We start from the raw sequence: 20,719 nt of genomic DNA, 5'->3' as shown, positions 1-20,719 counted from the left end.
GTATCGAATGAGAGAAAAGTTGTATCGAACTCAGTGAAAATCGTATCGAACACCGATAAAATCGTAACGAAAAATCGGAATCGTATCATTTAACCCAAAAAAGTTGTATCGGGTACCTTGCATCTCATTGTTTAACTGCATATAATGTGTTTAATAAATACGTCATGCGATGACGAGAAGAAGTAAGCAGCCGGATTCTCCGCAGAGAGCTTCGTAACTGGTGAAAGAAGCAGAATCCCAAGCCGAACAATGGCCTCTGAGCATCCATACCGATCCGCGGCATTTGTGGTTAGGCTATGGTCGGGCGGAAACCCGGTTAACAAAACCCGAGTATCGAGCAGACGCTCTGTACTCGCTGAGATCAGTGATGCGAATTGCTGATAAATTAAGGTGGTACCGCGTGGACACAAGTCCCCGTCCTTATACATGACAAATGTATGAGGTCGGGGACTTTTTTGTTATTTAAAAAAGGAGTGATGGAAAATGGCAGTATTGATTGCGGGCGCATGGCCCTATGCGAATGGAGATCTTCATCTTGGGCATTTATCGAGCTTAATCCCAGGGGATTGTTTGGCACGTTATTTCAGGCAGAAGGGTGAAAAGGTGCTCTATGTTTCCGGAAGTGACTGCAACGGAACGCCGATCACGATTCGCGCAAAACAGGAAGGCGTCTCGCCAAAAATGATTGCGGATCGCTATCATGATTCATTTCAGCGATGTTTTGAGAAACTTGGGTTTACCTATGACTGTTACACGCGCACAACACCGATTCATCACAAGGTTGTTCAGGATATTTTCAAACAACTTTATGACAACGGCTATATCTATCACAAAAAAACAAAGCAAATGTACTGTACGTATTGCGCGCAGTTTCTGCCTGATCGCTATGTCGAGGGCACCTGTCCACATTGCGGCGCACATGCCCGCGGTGATCAATGCGATGCGTGTTCGACCATTCTTGATCCGGTCGACTTGCTTGATTCAACCTGTAAAATCTGCGGTCACAAACCGGAACTGCGCGAAGTGGAGCATCTTTATTTTGCGCTGAGTAAATTCCAACCAGATTTGGAACAGCTGTATAAACGGGCAAAAAAGAATAACGAATGGCGGGAGAATGCCTTAAATCTCACGCGGCGCTATTTAGACGAAGGCTTGCAGGATCGTGCCGTCACCCGCGATTTGCCGATCGGTGTCACTGTGCCGATCAAAGGCTTTGAGAACAAAAAAGTGTATGTTTGGATTGAGGCGGTGTCCGGCTATTACTCGGCAAGCGTCCGCTGGGGAGAAGAACATCACCAGGATATCTCTGAATTTTGGAATGAACAAACGGTTTCCTACTACGTTCAAGGGAAAGACAACGTTCCGTTTCACACGATTATATGGCCGGCCATTCTGCTCGGCATTGGCAAAAAAGCACTGCCGACGCATCTTGTTTCTAATGAATACGTGACACTTGAGCGCAAGAAGCTGTCCACAAGTCGCAACTGGGCGGTATGGGCACCTGACATTCTTGAACGTTATGATCCGGACAGTATCCGTTACTTTTTGTTGATCAATGCACCCGAAACACATGACGCCGATTTTTCCTGGAAAGCGTTTATCGAAAGCCACAACGGCGAACTACTCGGCGCTTATGGGAATTTTGTCAATCGTACCTTAAAGTTCATTGAAAAGCTGCCTGATTTTAAGGTGGATGAAAACCATGTTGATTCGCAGATTTTACAAGAAACGCATGCGCTTTACGAGAAGGTTGGTGGGCTGATTGAATCCGCACATTTGAAAGCAGCGCTAAGTGAAATTTTCTCGTGGATTCGCAGCTTGAATAAGTATTTTGATGAACGAAAACCGTGGCAGACGCTTAAATCTGATCAAGCATCGGCTTATGCAACTTTAAATACATGCGTGTTCAGTATTGCCAATCTCGCTCAGTTGCTTTCGCCATTCTTACCTTTTTCCAGTCAGAAACTTGGTGAGGAACTTCATCTTGGTGAATTTAAATGGACGGTCATTCATTGCCCGGGAAAACTGCCGGAGCACCTTGATCCGCTATTTATACGCATCGACCCGGATCAGATTCAAGTGGAACGGGACAAACTGAAACATCAGGAAAAGGGATGAAAGAGAGCGAGTAAAATTCAAGAAATAACCACTAATATCAGCAGTGTCTCGTTTTTAAAAATAATGAGCTTTCCGCGATTCCTTTGCTTCAGAAAACTCAGATTGAGATGAATAGTAACACATAATAAAGTAATCCATTTTGGCAATTGAACAGCCAACTTTGGATTGCTTTATCTTTGTTTGATTAACAGGAATAATCGTTGACAAATAATTAAACTGAATTTTCCCCTGATTAATCAAGAGTTTGGCAGGATATAAGGGGAGCACGTGCTCGATTCACGGATATGGATTAATATCTCCTGGATAGTTGTGGATTTTTCCCGGATTAAATTGAATTTTCCCCTGATTAATCAAGAGTATGGCAGGAGAAAAGTGGAGCACGTGCTCGATTCACGGATATGGATTAATATCTCCTGGATAGTTGTGGATTTTTCCCGGATTAAATTGAATTTTCCCCTGATTAATCAAGAGTATGGCAGGAGAAAAGTGGAGCACGGGCTCGATTCAGGTTGAGCGTGCCCGCTTGGCAAACAATGCGCATGTGGAATGAGCATGTTCCTAACCAAAACAAAGCCCACACCTGTAAAAGTGCGGGCTTTGTTTTAGTTAAATCTTTTTTGACGCGATTAATAGTTCATGCTCTTGAATCTTGCTCTTAAGCTGAGGATCATCTGCGATAAGCAGCATGAAAATCGCTTCGATTGCTGTGACGGCAGATACTCTCGAAAAGAAATACTCGGACATAAAGATCGTACCTCTGCTGGCTGTAACCACATTATGATCGGACAGCGCGGCGATGGGAGAACTCTCATTATTCGTGAGCGTGATAATCGTTACTTGGTTTTTCTTAGCAACCTCGATTAATTGGAGCAGCTGCCTGGATTCTCCTGAATTGGAAATGACAATAAGCACATCTGAGTCATTTAAGTTTAACGTCTGCCCCATAGCCACTTCCCATGAACTCGATGTAAATGCTAACCGACCAATTTGATTGAACTTAAAGCAAGCATCGAGTGCGACCGGAAATGTATTGCCTTCTGCCATGATTTGAATTAGCCGAGCATCTTTAATGACGTTCATTGTATTTTTGATGAGTGTTTTGTCAAAACCTTCTAAGGTTGCTTGAATTTCCTCTTCCTTGTCACTCATTAATTTATCTAAAACTTTATCGTGACTGGTTAATGAGGTACTGTTTGGCGATTCAGCATTAATTAATGAACTCTGTGCCAATAATACTTTTAAATGATGAAATCCATTCAGATTAATTCGTTTACAGAAACGCGAGACTGATGCTTCGCTAATACCGGATCGGTTTGCCAGCTGTGAAATGGTCGCATTGATCACAAACTGGGGGTCGCTGATAATTAAATCAACGATCTTTTTTTCCGATTTAGAATAATTGCCTAAATTTGCGTAGATTCTGTTTACGAATTCTTTATTAGTCGCTTCCATGCTACAGTCCTTGTTTAATAGTCTGTACGATCAAACGGGTATTTCATCCCCCATTGATTTCGTACGTTGGTTAATACGTCCATAATGTCGTAGGAGAGTGCAAATTCGCCGTCATCATGGCCTTGTTCAATATATCTTTGCATGTCTTGAACTTCGTATTGCAAGGCAAGGGATGCATCTCCGGCCGTAATTACTTCATGTGTTTCCGTGTGCGCATCATCTGTAAAGGTTATAGCAGCTTCTGTGGCACGCGGATAATTCGATATTTCAATATAGCCTTTGGTGCCTGAAATGACTCCGCGTTTCGGTTGTTTCGCGCGCATCGACAATGACAGTACCGCAATTTGATCATCTAAATTTTTCAGAAGAATACCTGATTGTTCATCGACGCCGGTCTCAAAATATTTAACGGTTGTCAAAACATTAACAGGTTGTGTCTTTAAGAATGAACGGGCAAAGGCAGTCGCATAACCACCAATGTCAAGCAGTGCACCGCCGGCTAAGTTTTTATTAAAGAAGCGGTTTTTGACATCATAATCTTTTAAACTGCCAAAATTAACTTGAACTAAGTTAACATCACCGATTTTTCCGTCGCTGATCAGCTGTTTTACCTTTTTATAAAGCGGCATGTGAAATAAGGTTAAACCTTCAGTCACAATCAAACCTTTTTCAGCAGCTAATTGTCTCACATTAGTTAACTGTCGGGAATTAACCGTTATTGCTTTCTCAGCAAATACGTTTTTACCGGCTTCTAATGCTTTCATAATATATTCATAGTGAAAATTATGGGGAGTTGCAATGTATACGATATCAATATTTGGATCTTTTAGCAAATCATCAGGATTCGTAAATGTCCGCTGAATCTTTTTTTCCTCACTGAAAGCCTGTAAAGCGGCTTCGTTAACGTCAGCCACTGCATAAATTTCTCCATTGACACTATTTAACGCATCAGCCATTTCATGTGCGATCCATCCGGTACCAATCATACCCCAATTATACGTTTTCATCTAACTCATCCTTCCAAATAATTTTTTTTGAAACGATCGAAACCACTACAAGAGGGTGTTCAAAAAGTCCGGGAAAAAGGCAATGAGGATCTTCTGCTAACAGCATGCACGTCCTGTGCAAAACGCAGAAGTCACCGCATCCTGCGGAAGTTCTGTGTCAGCTTGTTTCTCCGCTCCTCACGTATTAGCAGGGGAACTTCAACTAACAACGTGCACGTCCTGTGCACAACGTTGAAGTCATCACATCCTGTGAAAGTACGCGCGGGTAGCTCGAAACTGCGCTTCCTTGATCTTCGACGCTCAGGACGAGCTAGTGTCAGGCATGCCACAGGACGTGGCGATTTGCCTGACCTCGGCTCTTTTTGTCCTCCTTTTTGAACAGACTCTACAAGCGATTGTCTTGCCATACAAAATGAAATTCATTTCAATTTGAATTTTTATTTTGTAACTAATTTTAATATAATTATTTGAGGTGTATTTGTCAATTAAATAGCATCCATGAAAATAATTTTCATTTTGAGCAAGGTAATGTATGACTTTACTTGCAACAGCGTTCACACGCAATGCATAAACAGAATGTCACGCCGGGTTCATGCACGAAAGCGGTGCTCCAATGCATGAAAACCCGAATTCTATGCACGAAAATCAGCGATCAATGCACGATCAGGGGTCATGACCGGATTCCATGTCAATAAAAAAGCACCCTCTGCTTTTTAAATCAACCAAGAGGATACTGTGTCTATTTCGAACCATTTTACTCGGCTTTCAATTTGATAGTCACAAAAAATTTGTCCTTGATATTATTAGTATTGAGAAACGCAAGAATGTGATCGCTTCACTAGGGATCATGCAAGGATTAACAGCCGCGGCACTAAGGATTGCGGCATCTACTAAGAGCTACTCCTTTTCAATCTTTCGAATCCATTTATAGTACGCCGCGACAATCCACAGTAAAAATGGGTAGGCAATGAACGAGTAGCTTATTCGCCACCAACCGTAGTTAAAGTAGCCCCATGGCTCGGGCAAAAGTGTAATCAGTTCATAACCGGTAATCGCTACATCCCAGAAAAGGATATAAATCAGCTGCTTAAAAAATGATTTTCCGTAGGGATAACCGTTTAGGAAAATGATGTTTATCGGTGGGATCAATACGGTTAATACAAAGAGTGTCGGCCACTCAAGAGATCCTGAGAAATACCAATAGGCATGGTATTTTTTGCACAAATAACCATCAGTAAGCACCTGCACGGCAACGGTAAACGTCCAAATATGTACGATTTGATTTTTGGTGAGTCGTTTATTGATGAGAAAAGCAGTGCTATTAAAGAGAGCGACAGCAAGCAGCAGACCGATCATTGTGTCATTCCTTTTTTTATTATATGTTTTCCTTGTACGGCTTTATTTACACATCTCTTTATATTTGGGAAAGCGCCGTAAAAGTTAAAATAGTATGAGGAGGAATCGAAGTGGACGCGACAAATTTGCAGTCGAGGGTTTTGGTTTTAACACCTTTGTCGATTGATGACCTTATGCGGATCAAAAACAAGGAATCAGATCGAATGGAGATCCAACTTGACTCTGAAACCATTTCAGAATCATTTCGGGCAGCAATTATAAAAAAAATTAACAAAATGAATGAAATTAGTGAAGAACTGCACCCATGGTACACGTATTGGATCATTGTTGATCGTGCAACTATGAAGGGGATCGGCTTAATCGGATTCAAGGGCTCCCCTGATGAAAATGGATACTCAGAGATTGGTTATGGCATGTCGCCAAACTTTAGGAGAAAAGGGCTAATGACCGAAGCGGTGAACACGTTAATGGAATGGGCGCGCTTAAATTCAAACTGTAAAGGTATCATTGCTCACGCGCTCAAGACAAATAGTGGGTCAATTAAGGTATTAAAGAACTGCGGATTTCAATTCGTTAACTCAGAAGAGCTGGAAAGTGTTTATGTACATAAATTTATTTGACAGGATGATGTGTCTTGGAAACAAAAGAATGGATCTTTTTCGATTTGGGCAGTACCTTAATTGATGAAAGTGCGCAGGAGAATTATATTGTCCGTCAAATGAGTCGCGCACTTGCAACGCTCGGATGCTCATACTCTGCCGATTACATCCGTCACTTGAGAGAAGAAGCTTGCAAAGCCTATAAACACACAGCGAACGATGTTCTTCCTTCCTTGGTGGAAAATGATGAGCAGTATGAATTTGTGCGAAGCAAGGCCGTTTATTTGCCAGAACAAGAATTCCTCTATCCAAAGGTAATCGAATTATTGAGCGACTTGTCTGCACGTTATCATTTAGGGATCATTGCAAACCAATCCGATGATGCGCAGGAACGGATGAAAAAGCTTAATATTCATGAGTATTTTTCTGTTTTTGCCCTATCCGGTGAACTTGGCATCAAAAAGCCGGACGCACGCATCTTTTCCTATGCTTTGGAGCAAGCCGGCTGCACGCCAGGTGAAGCTTATATGGTTGGCGATCGGCTGGATTTCGACATTTATCCGGCGAACAAGCTCAGGATGAAAACAATCCGCGTTCTGCAAGGGATGGCTCGATTGCAGAAGCCGAAGAATTCGGACTATGTGCCGACAATGACCGTTCGAGCCGTTGATGACCTAAGGAAAATGTTGCACAAAAAACGGTAAGGAATGGAGGACTAACAAATGGATTTCAGTGAGTTAAAGAGATTAGCAGAGGAAAAGGTGAATCCCAGAGCATTATCTGAAGACTGTCAAGTTTTCTTTCTTTATAGTATCGACGCTTCAAGTAGACTAATTAATGTCATGAAAAAGATGTTATTGATTAAAAATCAATAACCGTGATGCAGTAGATGGAAGATGTGAACGAACAGCGCTTCTCAGTTATAACCTTACATTATTCAGGAAGGTGATTTTTTGAAAATAATCCAACAATGGAAGCAAAGTGATAGTGAATTTATTAAGAAAAAGGTAATCGAACATAATATGGAACAAATTCCTGATGAACTGAAAACATCGAATGAAAACGTAAGCTTTATTTTAAAGGATGAAGGGAAAAAATTGTTGGTGGAATTACAGGAACTATGTTTTGGCATCATTTACATATAGATTTTTTGTGGGTTCATAAACGTGTCAGAGGCAAAGGCTATGGAAGTGCATTGTTAAAAGAGATGGAAAATTACGCTTTGAAAAATAGATGTAGATTTGTCTATCTTGATACATTTAGTTTCCAAGCACCAGAATTTTATATAAAACATGGGTATACAGTTTTTGGCACTCTTGAAAATCATCCAAAGGGATTTAACCAATACTTTTTGCAGAAGAGATATGAAAAATAAGAGATGCGATCCTGTCGAAACGGTTATCAGAAAGTATGATCCAAGAAGGGGCAGGGAAACAAATGATGAGAACGATCAAATACAAAACGCTTGATCACGATTATTATAGACAGGCTTTAGCGCTAAGAAATAAGGTTTTAAGAAAACCAATCGGGAAAGATATTTACAGCGAAAATTTGTCCATTGAAAAAGATAATGATTTCTATGCAGTTTTAATGGATAACAAGATCATTGCTACGTTTAGCATTTTTGTTGAAGCACCCCAAGTGGCTCACTTGACTGCTTTTGCAGTTGAACCTGTTTTTCAAAGGCAGGGAATGGGTTCAAAACTGCTAAACTATGCGATTGAAGATTTAAAAAGTAAAAATTTTAAACAAATCAAAGTAAATGCCAGGTCAACTGCCCATGAGTTTTATCAAAAAAATGGATTTGAAGATATTGGCGGTAACTATCATGACAATCGACTTGGTTTAGATGGCTATCTAATGATTTATGAAATTAAATAAGTTTTGGCAGACACTCGTATCGTTTCGGAAACATAAAAACCAAAAAAGCAACTTACCTTTTTCAAAGTAAATTGCTGGGGCCTTGCTTAAATCAATTTTCTTTCTTTGAAGACTTCCTTTGCAACAGCAACAGCATTGAGCGTTCTCGGGAATCCGACATAAGGGATACATTGAATAAAAATTTCAGAGATCTCTTTTGCGGTGATGCCGACATTCAATGCGCCGTTAATGTGTACGCGCAACTGATTTTCCGTTCCGCCAATCGAAGCGAGACTACTTAGTGTGATCAGTTCACGCTGTCTTAAATCCAACTCAGGGCGAGTGTAAATATCGCCAAAAGCAAACTCAATAATAAATTTTCCAAGATCAGGCGCAATATCCTTCAACGATTGGATAACCATGTCGCCCACTTTTCCATCCACTTCATTTAATTTTTCTAAACCTGCTGCATAACGACTTTTTTCCAATTCTTCCATCTCCTTTTTTGGTACAATGAAAGTGTAATGGCTGGAGTTAACTCCATGTCAAGGCATCAAGGAGGACTTTTTATGGTTTACTCAATTGGCGAATTTTCCAAGTTAACAAGTTTAAGCGTCGATACACTTCGCTACTACGAAAAAGAAAACTCGTCCATCCGGACAGAAATAGGAGCAATCAAAGACAGTACACGGACAAAGATAAAAATGTGGGTTGACTTCATACTCAGACTTAAAGAAACAGCAATGCCGATTCGGAAGATAAAAAAATATGCGCGATTAAGGGAGGAAGGGGATGTCACGTTGAAAGAAAGAATGGAGATGCTGCGGGCGCACCGACACTCCATGATCAAACAAATAGAAAAGTTCGAAGATAACTTGGGGCATCTAGACAAGAAAATAGAAACTTATGAAGCAATGATTGCCGATCATAAACAATGAGTTAGGCAGCGCAATGTGAGCCTCACTACAGCAGGAGACAGATAACACATGTAAAATTGAAGTGCTGATCCCTGAGCGTTATATTGCTTCGCTTAGGAATCGATTAAATGAAGCCGGTATTCTTACAGTGGGGAACTATGACAACGTTATCTCATATTCAGAAGTTAAGGGTTATTGGCGACCGCTCGAAGGTGCCAATCCCTATGATGGAGAAATAGGTAACGTATCATCAGGGACCGAATGCAAGATGGAATTTAGATGTCAGCTTCAGCGGGTTGATGCTGTCAAAACGATTATTAAAGCCATTCATCCGTATGAAGAACCAATCATTAATGTCATTCCTTTGCTGTGACATAAGAAAAGGTGAATGATGATGAATATACGGGCTGCAAAACCTAGTGATCTCACACAAATCCTGACGATTCTTAACGAGGTGTCAAGAGACCTGCAGGAAAAAGGTGTGAATCAGTGGAATTACCCATGGGATCAAGAACCGATAGAGGATGCATTAAAACAAAATCAAGCTTTTATGCTAACGCTTGGAAATCATGTGATTGGTACTTTTTTTATCAGTGAAATTGATGCGATCAGTACATGCGTCATTAAACCTCAAAGTCTCTACCTCAACAAAATTGCTCTTTTACCTGAATATCAAGGGAAGAATTATGGATCTGAGATTATGAAATTTGCGCTTCTTTATGCTGAAAAACAGCATAAACCGGCTTATCTAGATTGTTGGGCAGGCAATGACAGGCTCAAAACGTTTTACAAAACGCATGGGTTTGACTATCTCGGGGATTATCCGGAAGCGAATTACTCTATAAGTGTCTTTCGGGGCAAAAGCTGAGAGGCATCACCAACCGACGTTTTTTTCAGCTGCACCGAGCAGTACGTTAAAAATAGTCTAGGGAGGTTATAAACGATGAAAAAACGTTTCATTATGTTCGGCCTTGTATGTGTTTTAGCAGCCGTCCTTATTAGTAAGATCTTCACATCGTTTGACACATTAGCCAAAGTGAAGCAACAAATACGCGTTAAGGATCATCTTCAATCATTTAAACTAACAGAGGCAAAAATCGATTATCACGTAGTGGTCCGAAAGAGCACGAAATCATACGACTATGTTTCCATTACCGGTTCAGTTCCTTCATCCGCTAAGGTAAAGCTTGCACAATTACAGCCCTCAAGCACCCTCTCCTTAAACCTTTATACTTCAAAGAATCTCATCTATGCAGGAAGTAAAACGACGCAGATTACGTTGCATGTGAGAAACCCATCCGATTTGAAAGAAGTCGTGCTCAACGGCAAGCACGTTTCCACAACCAAAAAGTCGTTTGACATGCCCGGTGCCGGGGGTCGGGAATAATGGTAGGAGAGGTGGAGAGAGCATGAACCACAAAATAGCCTTGTTTGCCGATGTTCACGGAAATATAACTGCATTAAAAGCGGTCATTGAAGACTCCATTCAGGAAAAGGTCACTGATTATTGGTTTTTAGGAGATCTCTTCATGCCCGGGCCAGGTTCGTCTGATCTATTGGCACTGCTGAAAAGTATCAATGTGTCCGCTTATGTAAAAGGAAACTGGGAAGACTGCCTTCTAGAAGCACTTGCGGGGGAAGTTGACCTCAATGATCCCTCAGATATCTATGTCACAAGACTTGTTCAATACCAATGTGAAACCTTAAAGAACGCGCAAATAGAAATGATCAAGCGTCTGCCTTTACATACAACGAAGACAGTCAATGGACTTAATATCAGCATCGCACATAACTTGCCGGATAAAAATTATGGCGGCGATTTGGCACCGGATCAAACGCAACAAAATTTTGACCACCTTTTTACACAATCTCACTGTGATGTTGCCATTTACGCTCATGTGCATCATCAGATGTTGCGGTACAGCAGTGATGACCAGCTGATCATAAACCCGGGTTCTGTGGGACAGCCCTATTTCAAGTGGGCGAAACACCGCGCTGATCGGCGCGCACAGTATGCCATTCTTGAAATTGATGAACAAGGTGTGGCGCAAATCAACTTCAGAAAAGTCGGCTATGACGTAAACAAAGAACTTCAAGAAGCAAAACGGAAGAATATTCCTTACCTTACTTTGTATAAAGAACAACTGGAAACTGGCAAAACGCATACGCATGACAAAGCCTTTTTAAAAGAAATCAACCAACGTTACGATTTCGCACAAGATGTTCGTGAGTTCTTAAGAAATTTGCATTGACTGATGACGGACAGACCTGTCCATCGAAATAAAGCAGTATGATAATTTTAGAAGGATTATCGTATCCGTTCACTACTTTGCATGCTCTAATTCAAAGCTTATTCAGTTCATGTTTCTGTCTTCGAGCATTAAAAGAAGGTGATGCCTTATTCAGATAATAATTAAAGGGGTGATGGTCATTGGAGCAACATCGAACTCATTATGGAATTGATGCACCTAGGGTTCCTATAGTATATGTTCTAGTTGGTTGTGGCGCTCTATTTATATCAATTATTGAGTTGATTCACGATCAAAAATCAGGATACTGGATTTTAATCTATGCACTATTTATGCTGATTGGTGCAGGCCTCCACTTGCACACGTCTTTACGGGGAAAATTCTTCATTTGGGGCAATGTTTTTGCGAAGTTAAGACTACCCGAAAATGCAAGAATATTGGATTTGGGATGTGGGCATGGTGCTGTTTTAATTAAAGCTGCCAAATTTCTTGGAGGTAGTGGGGAAGCCGTAGGGGTTGATTTGTGGCGGAAAGTCGACCAATCCGGCAATGATATACATGCAACGGAAAAGAATGCATTGATAGAAAATGTATCAAATAAAATTCAATTAATAACAGCAGACATGACGGAACTTCCCTTGCAAGATGAAAGCTTTGACTTTATTTTTAGCAGCTTAGCAATACATAATATAAAAAGCAAAGAAGGAAGAGACCATGCACTTCGTGAAGCAACGAGAGTGTTGAAACCTGGAGGAACATTAATCATTGTTGATATTAGTAAAACTAAGGAATACATGCGGACACTTCAATCCCTCTCGTTTAAAAAACTAAGTCGTCAAAATACTGGATGGATAGGGTGGTGGACTGGGCCGTGGCTGTCAACCTATTTAATTAAAGCAACCAAAGCAAAAATTAACTCGTGATTCATGATTATTAGTCTCGTTGTTTCCGATGGCAAGGGGGGCGCATGACAATATTTCAGGAACTTAGCCTCATGAATCGATTTGCTCTGTTGATTTTTCTTGTGATGAGGTACGCAGCATGAAGCAGATCCTCCTTGTCATCTATCTCGCTTATTTTATTGTTACCTATTTTAACTCTAAATCGATTGTGAATAAAAATGCGAGAAGAGCCATAAGCGAATAAGTAGAATAAAGCGAACAAAAATTCAGAATGCTGAGAAACCAGGTCCTGCTTTTTTTGTATGCCAAGAAACAGTCATGAATCGCCGGATCCTGGCGAAGCCAGGTTTTCTAACAAGAGAAGAAAGTTTAGCATTTGGCCTGTTGATATAACGATAAGGTCATAAGATTCAGTTGGGCGATCAGGTAAGTGCCCAATCTGCGAAATAACCGGAAAAATTCCGCTTAATTCGAAAATGAATGAAAAAATCGCTTAAATAGACGGAAAAATTCCGCTTATCAAATCGAAAAACGTGAAAATGGGGGGATTTTCTTTGAATAAGCGGAAAAATTCCCCTTATTTACCTGTGAAACAAGCGCTATGATGCATATAAGCGGAAAAACTCCGCTTATTTTAATTTTATGAGGAAATGTCTGTTCAAGGTTGATGATTTAAAACCGCATTTGGAGCGAAAGCCACGGCATCCTTCGGAAGTAAGCCGGGCGCTTTTTTTTCTAACACAATTAAGCAGGTATAGCAATTTGGAGGGATCTAGTGAAATGCAACTAAGGCTTCGTCAGGGTTTGACAAAGCCAAGTTTTCTAATAAGCCAAATGCCTGTGGATTATAAAGCTCGATGCTTGTTAAGAAAAAGAGTCACAAAACGGATGACCTTGTCACGCTCGTCGCCTTGACAAATGTGATGCTGCGCATGAGGCAGATAGTGCAGTTCTTTTTCTTCCGAAGCAGCCGCGTGAAAAATCAGTTCAGCGCTCTTTGGATCGATCATTTCATCTCGTTCACCGTGAATGATACACATCGGGACATGAACGTTGTGAAAAATCCGTCTTGCCTGCCTGACAACCTTGTGAAACTGAAAGACATTGGCAATTGGGATCTTTTGAGTGAATGACGAGTCGTAGTCTTCCACTCCTCTTTTCTTCCGGTGACGAAATCTATCCAGTCTCATTTTGAAGACATGAGGGGTCAGCACATAAACCGCTGGAGAAAGCAAGACTAGAGACGAGATCGGATAACGGGAAGCCGTAATCGAGGCGATCATCGCACCCATTGAAAAACCAATCAGATGAATCTCTTTCTTGGCGTCTTTTGCTTGTATAACCATTTTTTCAATCGCTTGCAGCCAGTCCAGCGCAGTGATCTTTTCCATATGCTTTTTATCCCGATCGTGACCGGGCAAAAGCGGGGTGATGACATCAAATCCGGAATGTTCGAGCGCGTGCGCCAGCGGTTCCACTTCCCAAGGATTTCCGGCGAATCCATGAATAATAATGCATAATGGTTGCTTCATTTAATCACTTCCTTACCTCCTAGTCTGCCGTGTCCACGGTGCATCATTCCAGATTGCCCCAAAAAAATTGAATAAAAACAAACAGTTTGGGGGAAATTAGGTGCAATTCATTTCTCTGAGGTGACCGCGATGTCCTATTTCAAGGTAGATGATTGCCAACTCTACTACAACGTTCAAGGTCAAGGAATTCCGATTCTTTTTGTTCATCCTCCTTTACTGACCCATTTCAATTTTTTAAATCAAATGAAGGAACTATCTAAGAGTTATCAGATCATTACTTTTGACATACGCGGTCATGGAAGAAGTTCATCCACGGATGAGGCCTTGACTTACCCACTCATCGCGGATGATATGCTGCATTTGCTTGATCATCTGAACATTCCTCAGGCCTATATCTGCGGTTATTCAACCGGCGGATCAATCGCGCTCGAGTTTTTCTTGAAGTATCAGAATCGGGCATTGGGCGGAATCCTGGTCAGCGGACTGTCTGAAGTCAGCAACGCGGCATTAAAAAGTAAACTGGTTCTGGCAGCGACACTCGCACGTTTCAAGGCGCTTTCTCTATTAGGTTTCTATATTGCCGGAACAAATATGGCTACACTTTCTTCGTTTTGGAAAATGCTGCGGGAAGAACGACGAGGATCAGGGAAAAATGTGGCCGAGTACTATCAATACAGTCTCTCCTACACCTGCACCCGTCAATTGAATCAGATTCAACTGCCGATATTACTGATTTTTGGGCGCCAAGATCACGGATTTTTTCGTTACGCAAAAATACTGCATGAACACCTGCCGAATAACGAACTGAAATGGATTCAAAACGTCAAACACCAAATTCCAACAAAGGCGGCGTCAGAACTAAACAGCTTTATTAAAGAGTTTGTAAAAAAGAAAGCGGCTAAGGGTATTCGGTGGAAAATTTGATCAACTAATAAAAAAAGCACAGGGTACCGTGAAAAGGAACACGGCGCATGTGTTTTTTTACGTAAAATATGCCACCTCAGCATCTGGAAAATAGTGATGGATGTAGCCTTCAATTGTTTCTTGCAGAAGTGCTTCATCTTCTTTTTGATAGATGTATTTTCCGATCCCGTAGCGTCCCCATTTATAGCGGCGTTCGTCTTTATTCATGACCAGTTTTGAATTCGGGTAATTTTTTTCAATCACGCGTTTGGCCGGACCGGTGAAGCGATGCTGGATGAGTTCAAATGTGATCGGAACGGCCGTTTTTTCCGGAAACTGGTCATGCAGTGTTTCAAAAAGCTGGCGGTAGCCTTCCTGCCAGCCATCGTGAATGTAGATCGGTGCAATAATAAAGCCAAGCGGATAGCCGGCATCAGACACCTTTTTTGCCGCTTCGATCCGTTCAACTAGGCGGGATGTTCCTGCTTCGAAAAATTTAATCACGTACGCATCATTGAGGCTGAAACGAAATCGGGTTCGTCCGTTGTGTCGCGCGTCTAGTAAATGATCCACATGAGCGAACTTTGTCACAAAGCGCAGCTCGCCGAAATCGCGCGCGCCAAAAAATTCGATTGCCTTTTTCAGAGAATGGGTTAAGTGGTCAATGCCGACGATGTCCGAGGTGCAGGCCGCTTCAAATCGTGTGATCTCAGGCGCACGTTCGGCCATGTACTGATCGGAGCGTTCGAGAATCTCATCGACGTTGACGTAGGTTCTGATATACGGCTTCGAGCCCATGGTGGTTTGCAGGTAGCAGTAATGACAGTGCCCCATGCAGCCGGTTGCAAGCGGCAAAGCATATTCTGCAGAAGGTTTAGAGCTTTGGAAATCCAAGGTTTTTCTCACGCCAACGACCAAAGTTGATTTGGCGTTGCGGTATTTTTGAAAGTCATTAGTCCCTGGGAGATTGCGCACTTGATTATGCGAGGTCGTTTCACGAATCTCGATCCCCATATTTTCAAATTTATCCTTTAGCGTTTGACCAAGTGGGTAGTCCAACGCACGAGGCTCAATGTAGACAAGCTGGGGAACAAAGGGCTTTACCATGAGTACTGCGCATCTCCTTAATCTTCATCATATATTTGCTTATATACGCGTTTCGCGTCGTCGATCGTTGGGAACACCGCATCATCCTCGGCAAATTCATAGTACATATCATTTAGGGAGAGCACCTTGTCCTCTTTTTTATTCGGATTTTCAACTACTTCTGCTTCCTGAATCAATGTGGCGGTTGCTGTGTGCGGATTTCGGCAAATGACATAGACAAGATCGCCAACCTGTGTCTCCTCTTTTTTCATTGCTATCCCTCCTGACTTCTCATTCTTTTCCTTTGTGATTATGTCCGAAATGGGTTCGGTTATGCGTTGGGAGGGGCAAGAGTGCCTGTGAATAAAGAGATTTTTTTAATAAACAGATAAATTATTGCGAACAGATCATGATTGTCTGGTAAAATAAAGGAAGACCATTCATTTCTTTCTAATCGAGTGCATCAAGCAGTTAAAAGATCTACACGACTCGTGATCGCACACGAAAGCAATTGCGCAACAACATGTTATTGTTGATTGAATTCCTGATTTTCTTCTAATAAGTAAAAGTCAGTACTGATGTCATTTCCTCGAACATTGTCATCGACGCATTTAAGCTGCGTTCTGTTTGGCAAGCATTTCTCTAGTACATTTTTTCCCATTGCAAAGAAAAATACATCAATCAAGTGCTATTGAATATCATCAATAAGCAGTGAGGATGGGGGACTCGCAGTGAATCGATTTTGGAAATTTTCTGGGCTATTAGCAGGGGTTGTTGTTATAGATATTTTTTTTCTATCTCCCGGGTTTTTAGGCGTTGCCATTGGCGGTGAGAGCGCATTTCAGACTGCTCTTGGCGTAACGCTATTATTGGCGAGTGCGATGGTTGTTCTCGCTGCCTTGTATTTAATCTACTTCAAACCGCGTGGTGCGGGAAGTATACCTCAATTGGAAACAAAAGAAGATTATTTGGAATCGTTAAGGGAATTTAAAGACAGTAGGGTATTTGGCAACGACATTGACACCGTCTTAACTCAAACAGAGCGCTTAGAGAAGAAAAAGGATACGGTAAAAAGAACGCTGGCCCATCGGTTTGGCGAGGGAGAATTAAGCTATCAGAAGTTTATGGCTCCTGTCTCCGATGTTGAGAAACTCTTCTACGTCAATATTAGAAATATTATTGTCAAGGTAAGCGTCTTTGACGAGGGGGAATATTTGAAGATTAAGCGCGCCGCAAATGATTTTTCCGCAGATGTGATGGAAGATAAAATGCAATTATTTAATCACTACATTGATTCAGTCAAGTCATCTAAGAACATCAATGAAGAAGTGCTGACAAGCTTAGACAAATTGATTCTGGAAATCTCCAACTTGAACACGGTAGATGTGTCAGAAGTTGACAATCTGCCTTGTATGCAGGAAATGAATCAATTGATTAGCCAGACGAAGTATTACAAGAATTCTGAGGGGGCTTATGAATGAATAATACGGGCAAGTTTATTGGACTCGGGGCAGTTGTTCTTCTCGTTGTGTTCGCAATTGTTTTTATCGGGGTATCGCTGACCTCAAATTCTAAACCCGTAAAAGTTACGGATAAAAACAAAGCGAAGATATTGAATAAAATGTATTCTGATATCGACATAACCAAGGAAAAAGCGGTTAAAGGGAGCATTGATCTTAATCCGGCCAACGTTGCGTCTGAGCTCCCATCAATTAATAAATTTGATGTGTCTGTGAAAAATACGACTAATGATTATGTTGAAATTTTTTCTTCAACAGAAAAATCGGGTACGGGTGCGGATGGTTGGATTAATAAAGTAGCCGATGATTTTAATCAATCGAACGTAACGGTCGATGGGAAGCGTGTATCGGTAAAGATCAGAAATATCGCATCAGGAACGGCGACCGACTACATCAAATCAAAGAAATATATACCGGATGGATTCACACCCTCGAATGAGCTATGGGGTGAGATGACAAAGACAAGCGGTGTAAAAACAGAAATGATTTCAAAAAGTATGGTAGGGAACGTCCCTGGAATTTTATTGAAAAATTCCAAGTATAACGAAATCAAGAAAAAATACGGGAAAATTGATGCCAAAACGGTAATCAAGGCAATGGCAAATAACGAATTAACCATGGGGTATACAGATCCTTATGCAAGTTCCACCGGATTAAATTTATTGATTAGTATCCTGCATACGTTCGATGCTGGCAACTTACTTGGCAATAAAGCAGTCAGCGGCTTTGAAAAATTCCAAAATAACGTTCCGTTTACGGCGCTGACCACCTTGCAGATGCGCGATGCGGCAAAATCAGGTACATTGGACGGTTTTGTGATGGAGTATCAGACGTTTAGCCAAGCGCCCGATCTCAAAGCGAATTATACGTTCACGCCGTTCGGGGTTCGGCATGACAGCCCGCTGTATGCCTTAGGCAATAGCTCATCTGAAAAGAAACAGATTTTGCAAAAATTCGCTGATTTTTCGAAGCAAACGAAGTATCAGGAATTGGGAAGTAAATATGGGTTTAATCATGAATCAAATTACAAATCAGAATACAGCGGGGTAGACGGCGCGACGCTTACATCTGCTCAAGCGCTATGGAAAGAAAAGAAGGATCTTCAAAAACCAATTTCGGCCGTCTTTGTCGCGGATACTTCAGGCAGCATGGGCGGGGCACCACTCAATCAATTGAAGAAATCATTACTGCAATCTCAAAAATATCTCGGAAGACAGAACAGCATTGGGTTAGTGTCCTATGCAAATGATGTATCAATTAATTTGCCAATCGGCAAGTATACGATTGAACAACAGTCTAAATTCGTTGGTGCGGTGGAGCGCTTAGAGGCTAGTGGAGGGACAGCAACCTATGACGGCATCATTGTCGCAATTAGGATGCTTCAGGACCAAATGAAGAAAAATCCAAATACAAGACCGATCATCTTTGTGTTAACAGATGGAGAAACAAACGGCGGCCATTCGCTCGATGAAGTAAAAGGCTTAATAAAAGCATATAAAATGCCCATTTATACCATTGGATACAATGCCAATCTAAAGGATCTCGAAAAAGTCTCAAACATCAATGAAGCAGCTTCAATCAATGCCGACACGGATGATGTCATTTATAAAATTAAAAACCTATTCAACGTACAGTTGTAAGGAGAGGAGATCGGTCGATGGGATTTTCAATGGAAGTGGTTAATGAAAACGAGGTTAAGGCTCAAGTAGAGGAACAAGTAAAACCTATATCAGAAGAAATGCAGAAAATCAAAGAAACGGCAGATAAAAATGTTGCTGAGATTATGAAGATTGATCCGACAGCGACCACCTCATTTGGTGAACGAACCGAAATGCTGCAATCCGTTGAAAGCTTTGGCCTGGATACACTGAGAAGCTCAGCAAGCAAAAATTCTCTGCTGAAGGTATCGGTGGGCAAACTTTCAAAGTCGGGTGACGAAGGCGGTGCGGTCGCTAAGGGGTTAACGGAGTTGCAAACGCAGCTGCAAGATCTTGATCCAAGCGTTGTCGACTTCACAAAGACCGGTTTTCTTGGCAAACTTTTTAATCCGCTGCGTGCTTACTTTAAAAAGTACCAAAAAGCCGATGCAGTCATCGGTGACATCGTTGAATCGCTCGACAAAGGCAAAAGAGTACTAACCGATGATAATAAAACGCTGCTCCTCGAACAGCAGACGTTGCGTGAAATCACAAAGAAACTGCAGACGAATATCGAATTGGGTTCATTAATGGATCACTCCATTGAAGTAAGCATAGAGCAAGCCAAGAGTGAAGATGAAAATTCGGAAAAGGTGCGTTTTGTTACCGAAGAAATCCTTTTTCCGTTGCGGCAGCGTGTTATGGATATGCAGCAGATGCTGGTCGTCAACCAGCAGGGGATTATCGCTTATGAAGTAGTCATGCGTAACAACAAGGAGCTTATTCGCGGAGTCGAACGGGCAAAGACAGTAACTCTGTCCGCGTTGCGCAATGCGGTAACGGTTGCGAGTGCCTTGTATAATCAGAAGATTGTGCTCAGCAAGATTGAATCGTTGAACAAGACAACGAACATGTTCATTTCCGGAACGTCCAAGATGCTCAAAGAACAGGGTGCCGACATCCAGAAACAAGCGATGGAAACCGGTGTATCAGTGGAGACGCTGAAAACAGCGTTCGTTGATGTGCTCTCCGCGCTTGACTCAATCAGCGCCTACAAGCAAGAAGCGCTGCCAAAGATGCGCGAAACGATCAACCAATTCAGAGAATTGGCAGACAGCGGAGAGAAACAAATCAAACGGTTTGAGAATGGGTCACAACTATCTCTGTAAAATGAACGAAATATGATGAAACCCGTCTTCCTAAGCAGGAGGGCGGTTTGTTTTCTACAGAAATCTGGTTTGGCAGTTGTAGTCCATGATAAAGAAAAATTCTAGGACATTCCCCCGAAGTCTGTCTTTCGTGTAAAGTAGACGGAAGAAACGCAGTAAACCTATAAGAGAAGGTGTTAGACCGAATATTGAAGTTCAACCTAGCGAGGAAAAAAGTAGAACCGAACCATCGGAAAGTAGAACCGAACGCGACCAAAGTCGAACCCAAGAGAGGAGAAGTCGAACCGAAGACCCGAAGTAGAACCGAACCATCGGAAAGTCGAATCCAAGAGGGGAGAAGTTGAACGCTGATTCTTTTCTCTGAACGCTGATAATTTTGCCTGAACGCTGATTCTTTTCTCTGAACGCTGAT

Annotated in this window: 22 protein-coding genes and 1 pseudogene; 15 read left to right on the top strand and 8 right to left on the bottom strand. The window is 41.7% G+C overall.

From position 1 onward, the window contains the following. Positions 1-483 precede the first annotated feature (483 nt). Positions 484-2,118 (top strand): methionine--tRNA ligase, encoded by a 1,635-nt coding sequence (metG, locus tag BM003_RS07050; protein WP_093671501.1) that lies wholly within the window; start codon positions 484-486, stop codon positions 2,116-2,118. 606 nt (positions 2,119-2,724) lie between these two features. Here the strand turns inward: metG and BM003_RS07035 are convergent. From BM003_RS07035 to BM003_RS07025, 3 genes are all read right to left on the bottom strand, one after another. Continuing rightward, positions 2,725-3,570, bottom strand: a complete 846-nt coding sequence (locus BM003_RS07035; protein WP_093671495.1) for a MurR/RpiR family transcriptional regulator — start codon at positions 3,568-3,570, stop codon at positions 2,725-2,727. Positions 3,571-3,584: 14 nt separating this feature from the next. After that, positions 3,585-4,577, bottom strand: a complete 993-nt coding sequence (locus tag BM003_RS07030; protein WP_093671493.1) for a Gfo/Idh/MocA family protein — start codon at positions 4,575-4,577, stop codon at positions 3,585-3,587. 897 nt (positions 4,578-5,474) lie between these two features. Then, a complete protein-coding gene (locus BM003_RS07025; protein ID WP_093671491.1) occupies positions 5,475-5,933 on the bottom strand; it encodes a hypothetical protein in 459 nt (152 codons plus the stop codon). A 110-nt stretch (positions 5,934-6,043) separates the two neighbouring features. Between BM003_RS07025 and BM003_RS07020 the strand changes: the two genes are divergently transcribed. The 4 genes and pseudogenes from BM003_RS07020 (at position 6,044) to BM003_RS07005 (ending at position 8,413) form a co-directional block, all read left to right on the top strand. Continuing rightward, on the top strand, positions 6,044-6,553 hold the full coding sequence (locus BM003_RS07020; protein ID WP_093671489.1) for a GNAT family N-acetyltransferase: 510 nt from the start codon (positions 6,044-6,046) through the stop codon (positions 6,551-6,553). Between the two features lie 14 nt (positions 6,554-6,567). After that, positions 6,568-7,236 carry an HAD family hydrolase gene (locus BM003_RS07015; RefSeq protein WP_093671487.1) on the top strand — a complete coding sequence of 223 codons (669 nt, stop codon included), beginning with the start codon at positions 6,568-6,570 and terminating at the stop codon, positions 7,234-7,236. A gap of 249 nt (positions 7,237-7,485) precedes the next feature. Continuing rightward, positions 7,486-7,907 (top strand): annotated as a pseudogene (locus tag BM003_RS07010) (GNAT family N-acetyltransferase). A 65-nt stretch (positions 7,908-7,972) separates the two neighbouring features. Further along, positions 7,973-8,413, top strand: a complete 441-nt coding sequence (locus tag BM003_RS07005) for a GNAT family N-acetyltransferase (protein WP_218143229.1) — start codon at positions 7,973-7,975, stop codon at positions 8,411-8,413. Positions 8,414-8,499: 86 nt separating this feature from the next. Here BM003_RS07005 and BM003_RS07000 read toward each other — a convergent pair whose 3' ends face one another. Next, the gene (locus tag BM003_RS07000) at positions 8,500-8,880 is read right to left on the bottom strand and encodes a carboxymuconolactone decarboxylase family protein (protein WP_245734120.1); all 381 of its coding nucleotides are present in this window, start codon (positions 8,878-8,880) and stop codon (positions 8,500-8,502) included. Positions 8,881-8,961: 81 nt separating this feature from the next. Between BM003_RS07000 and BM003_RS06995 the strand changes: the two genes are divergently transcribed. The 6 genes from BM003_RS06995 to BM003_RS06970 all read left to right on the top strand — a co-directional run bounded on the left by BM003_RS06995 (position 8,962) and on the right by BM003_RS06970 (position 12,481). Then, positions 8,962-9,330: a MerR family transcriptional regulator gene (locus tag BM003_RS06995; protein WP_093671482.1), complete on the top strand. Its 369-nt coding sequence runs from the start codon at positions 8,962-8,964 to the stop codon at positions 9,328-9,330. Positions 9,331-9,457: 127 nt separating this feature from the next. After that, complete coding sequence (cutA, locus tag BM003_RS06990) at positions 9,458-9,682, top strand: divalent cation tolerance protein CutA (protein WP_425441042.1); 225 nt, start codon at positions 9,458-9,460, stop codon at positions 9,680-9,682. Between the two features lie 21 nt (positions 9,683-9,703). Then, positions 9,704-10,177: a GNAT family N-acetyltransferase gene (locus tag BM003_RS06985; RefSeq protein WP_177184684.1), complete on the top strand. Its 474-nt coding sequence runs from the start codon at positions 9,704-9,706 to the stop codon at positions 10,175-10,177. Between the two features lie 75 nt (positions 10,178-10,252). Further along, complete coding sequence (locus BM003_RS06980) at positions 10,253-10,696, top strand: hypothetical protein (protein ID WP_093671476.1); 444 nt, start codon at positions 10,253-10,255, stop codon at positions 10,694-10,696. A gap of 22 nt (positions 10,697-10,718) precedes the next feature. After that, the gene (locus BM003_RS06975) at positions 10,719-11,561 is read left to right on the top strand and encodes a metallophosphoesterase family protein (protein ID WP_093671474.1); all 843 of its coding nucleotides are present in this window, start codon (positions 10,719-10,721) and stop codon (positions 11,559-11,561) included. Positions 11,562-11,740: 179 nt separating this feature from the next. Next, entirely contained in the window at positions 11,741-12,481 is a 741-nt protein-coding gene (locus BM003_RS06970) for a class I SAM-dependent methyltransferase (protein ID WP_093671472.1), read from the top strand. 824 nt (positions 12,482-13,305) lie between these two features. Here BM003_RS06970 and BM003_RS06965 read toward each other — a convergent pair. Then, positions 13,306-13,992 carry an alpha/beta hydrolase gene (locus BM003_RS06965; RefSeq protein WP_093671470.1) on the bottom strand — a complete coding sequence of 229 codons (687 nt, stop codon included), beginning with the start codon at positions 13,990-13,992 and terminating at the stop codon, positions 13,306-13,308. A gap of 129 nt (positions 13,993-14,121) precedes the next feature. On the opposite strand from BM003_RS06965, the gene BM003_RS06960 reads away from it, so the two are divergent. Further along, positions 14,122-14,916, top strand: coding sequence for an alpha/beta fold hydrolase (locus tag BM003_RS06960; protein WP_093671468.1), 795 nt, complete (start codon positions 14,122-14,124; stop codon positions 14,914-14,916). A 57-nt stretch (positions 14,917-14,973) separates the two neighbouring features. Here BM003_RS06960 and splB read toward each other — a convergent pair whose 3' ends face one another. Further along, positions 14,974-16,002 (bottom strand): spore photoproduct lyase, encoded by a 1,029-nt coding sequence (gene splB, locus BM003_RS06955; protein WP_093671466.1) that lies wholly within the window; start codon positions 16,000-16,002, stop codon positions 14,974-14,976. A 17-nt stretch (positions 16,003-16,019) separates the two neighbouring features. Continuing rightward, the gene (locus BM003_RS06950; RefSeq protein WP_093671464.1) at positions 16,020-16,253 is read right to left on the bottom strand and encodes a transcriptional regulator SplA domain-containing protein; all 234 of its coding nucleotides are present in this window, start codon (positions 16,251-16,253) and stop codon (positions 16,020-16,022) included. 459 nt (positions 16,254-16,712) lie between these two features. Here BM003_RS06950 and BM003_RS06945 point away from each other — a divergent pair, with 459 nt between their 5' ends. Genes BM003_RS06945 through BM003_RS06935 form a run of 3 tightly spaced genes read left to right on the top strand, consistent with a single transcriptional unit; the run spans position 16,713 to position 20,307 of the window. Further along, a complete protein-coding gene (locus BM003_RS06945; RefSeq protein ID WP_093671462.1) occupies positions 16,713-17,462 on the top strand; it encodes a hypothetical protein in 750 nt (249 codons plus the stop codon). Beyond that, positions 17,459-19,141: a VWA domain-containing protein gene (locus tag BM003_RS06940; RefSeq protein WP_093671460.1), complete on the top strand. Its 1,683-nt coding sequence runs from the start codon at positions 17,459-17,461 to the stop codon at positions 19,139-19,141. The genes BM003_RS06945 and BM003_RS06940 overlap by 4 nt, the downstream gene beginning before the upstream one ends. 17 nt (positions 19,142-19,158) lie before the next feature. Beyond that, complete coding sequence (locus BM003_RS06935; RefSeq protein WP_093671458.1) at positions 19,159-20,307, top strand: toxic anion resistance protein; 1,149 nt, start codon at positions 19,159-19,161, stop codon at positions 20,305-20,307. A 195-nt stretch (positions 20,308-20,502) separates the two neighbouring features. Here BM003_RS06935 and BM003_RS17825 read toward each other — a convergent pair. Then, positions 20,503-20,719: hypothetical protein (locus tag BM003_RS17825; RefSeq protein ID WP_218143228.1), on the bottom strand; the 217-nt coding region annotated here is incomplete at its 5' end.

Origin of the sequence: Sporolactobacillus nakayamae, from assembly GCF_900113325.1 — a bacterium.
GTDB lineage: Bacteria > Bacillota > Bacilli > Bacillales > Sporolactobacillaceae > Sporolactobacillus > Sporolactobacillus nakayamae.
This window is presented reverse-complemented; position numbering and strand designations above follow the sequence as displayed.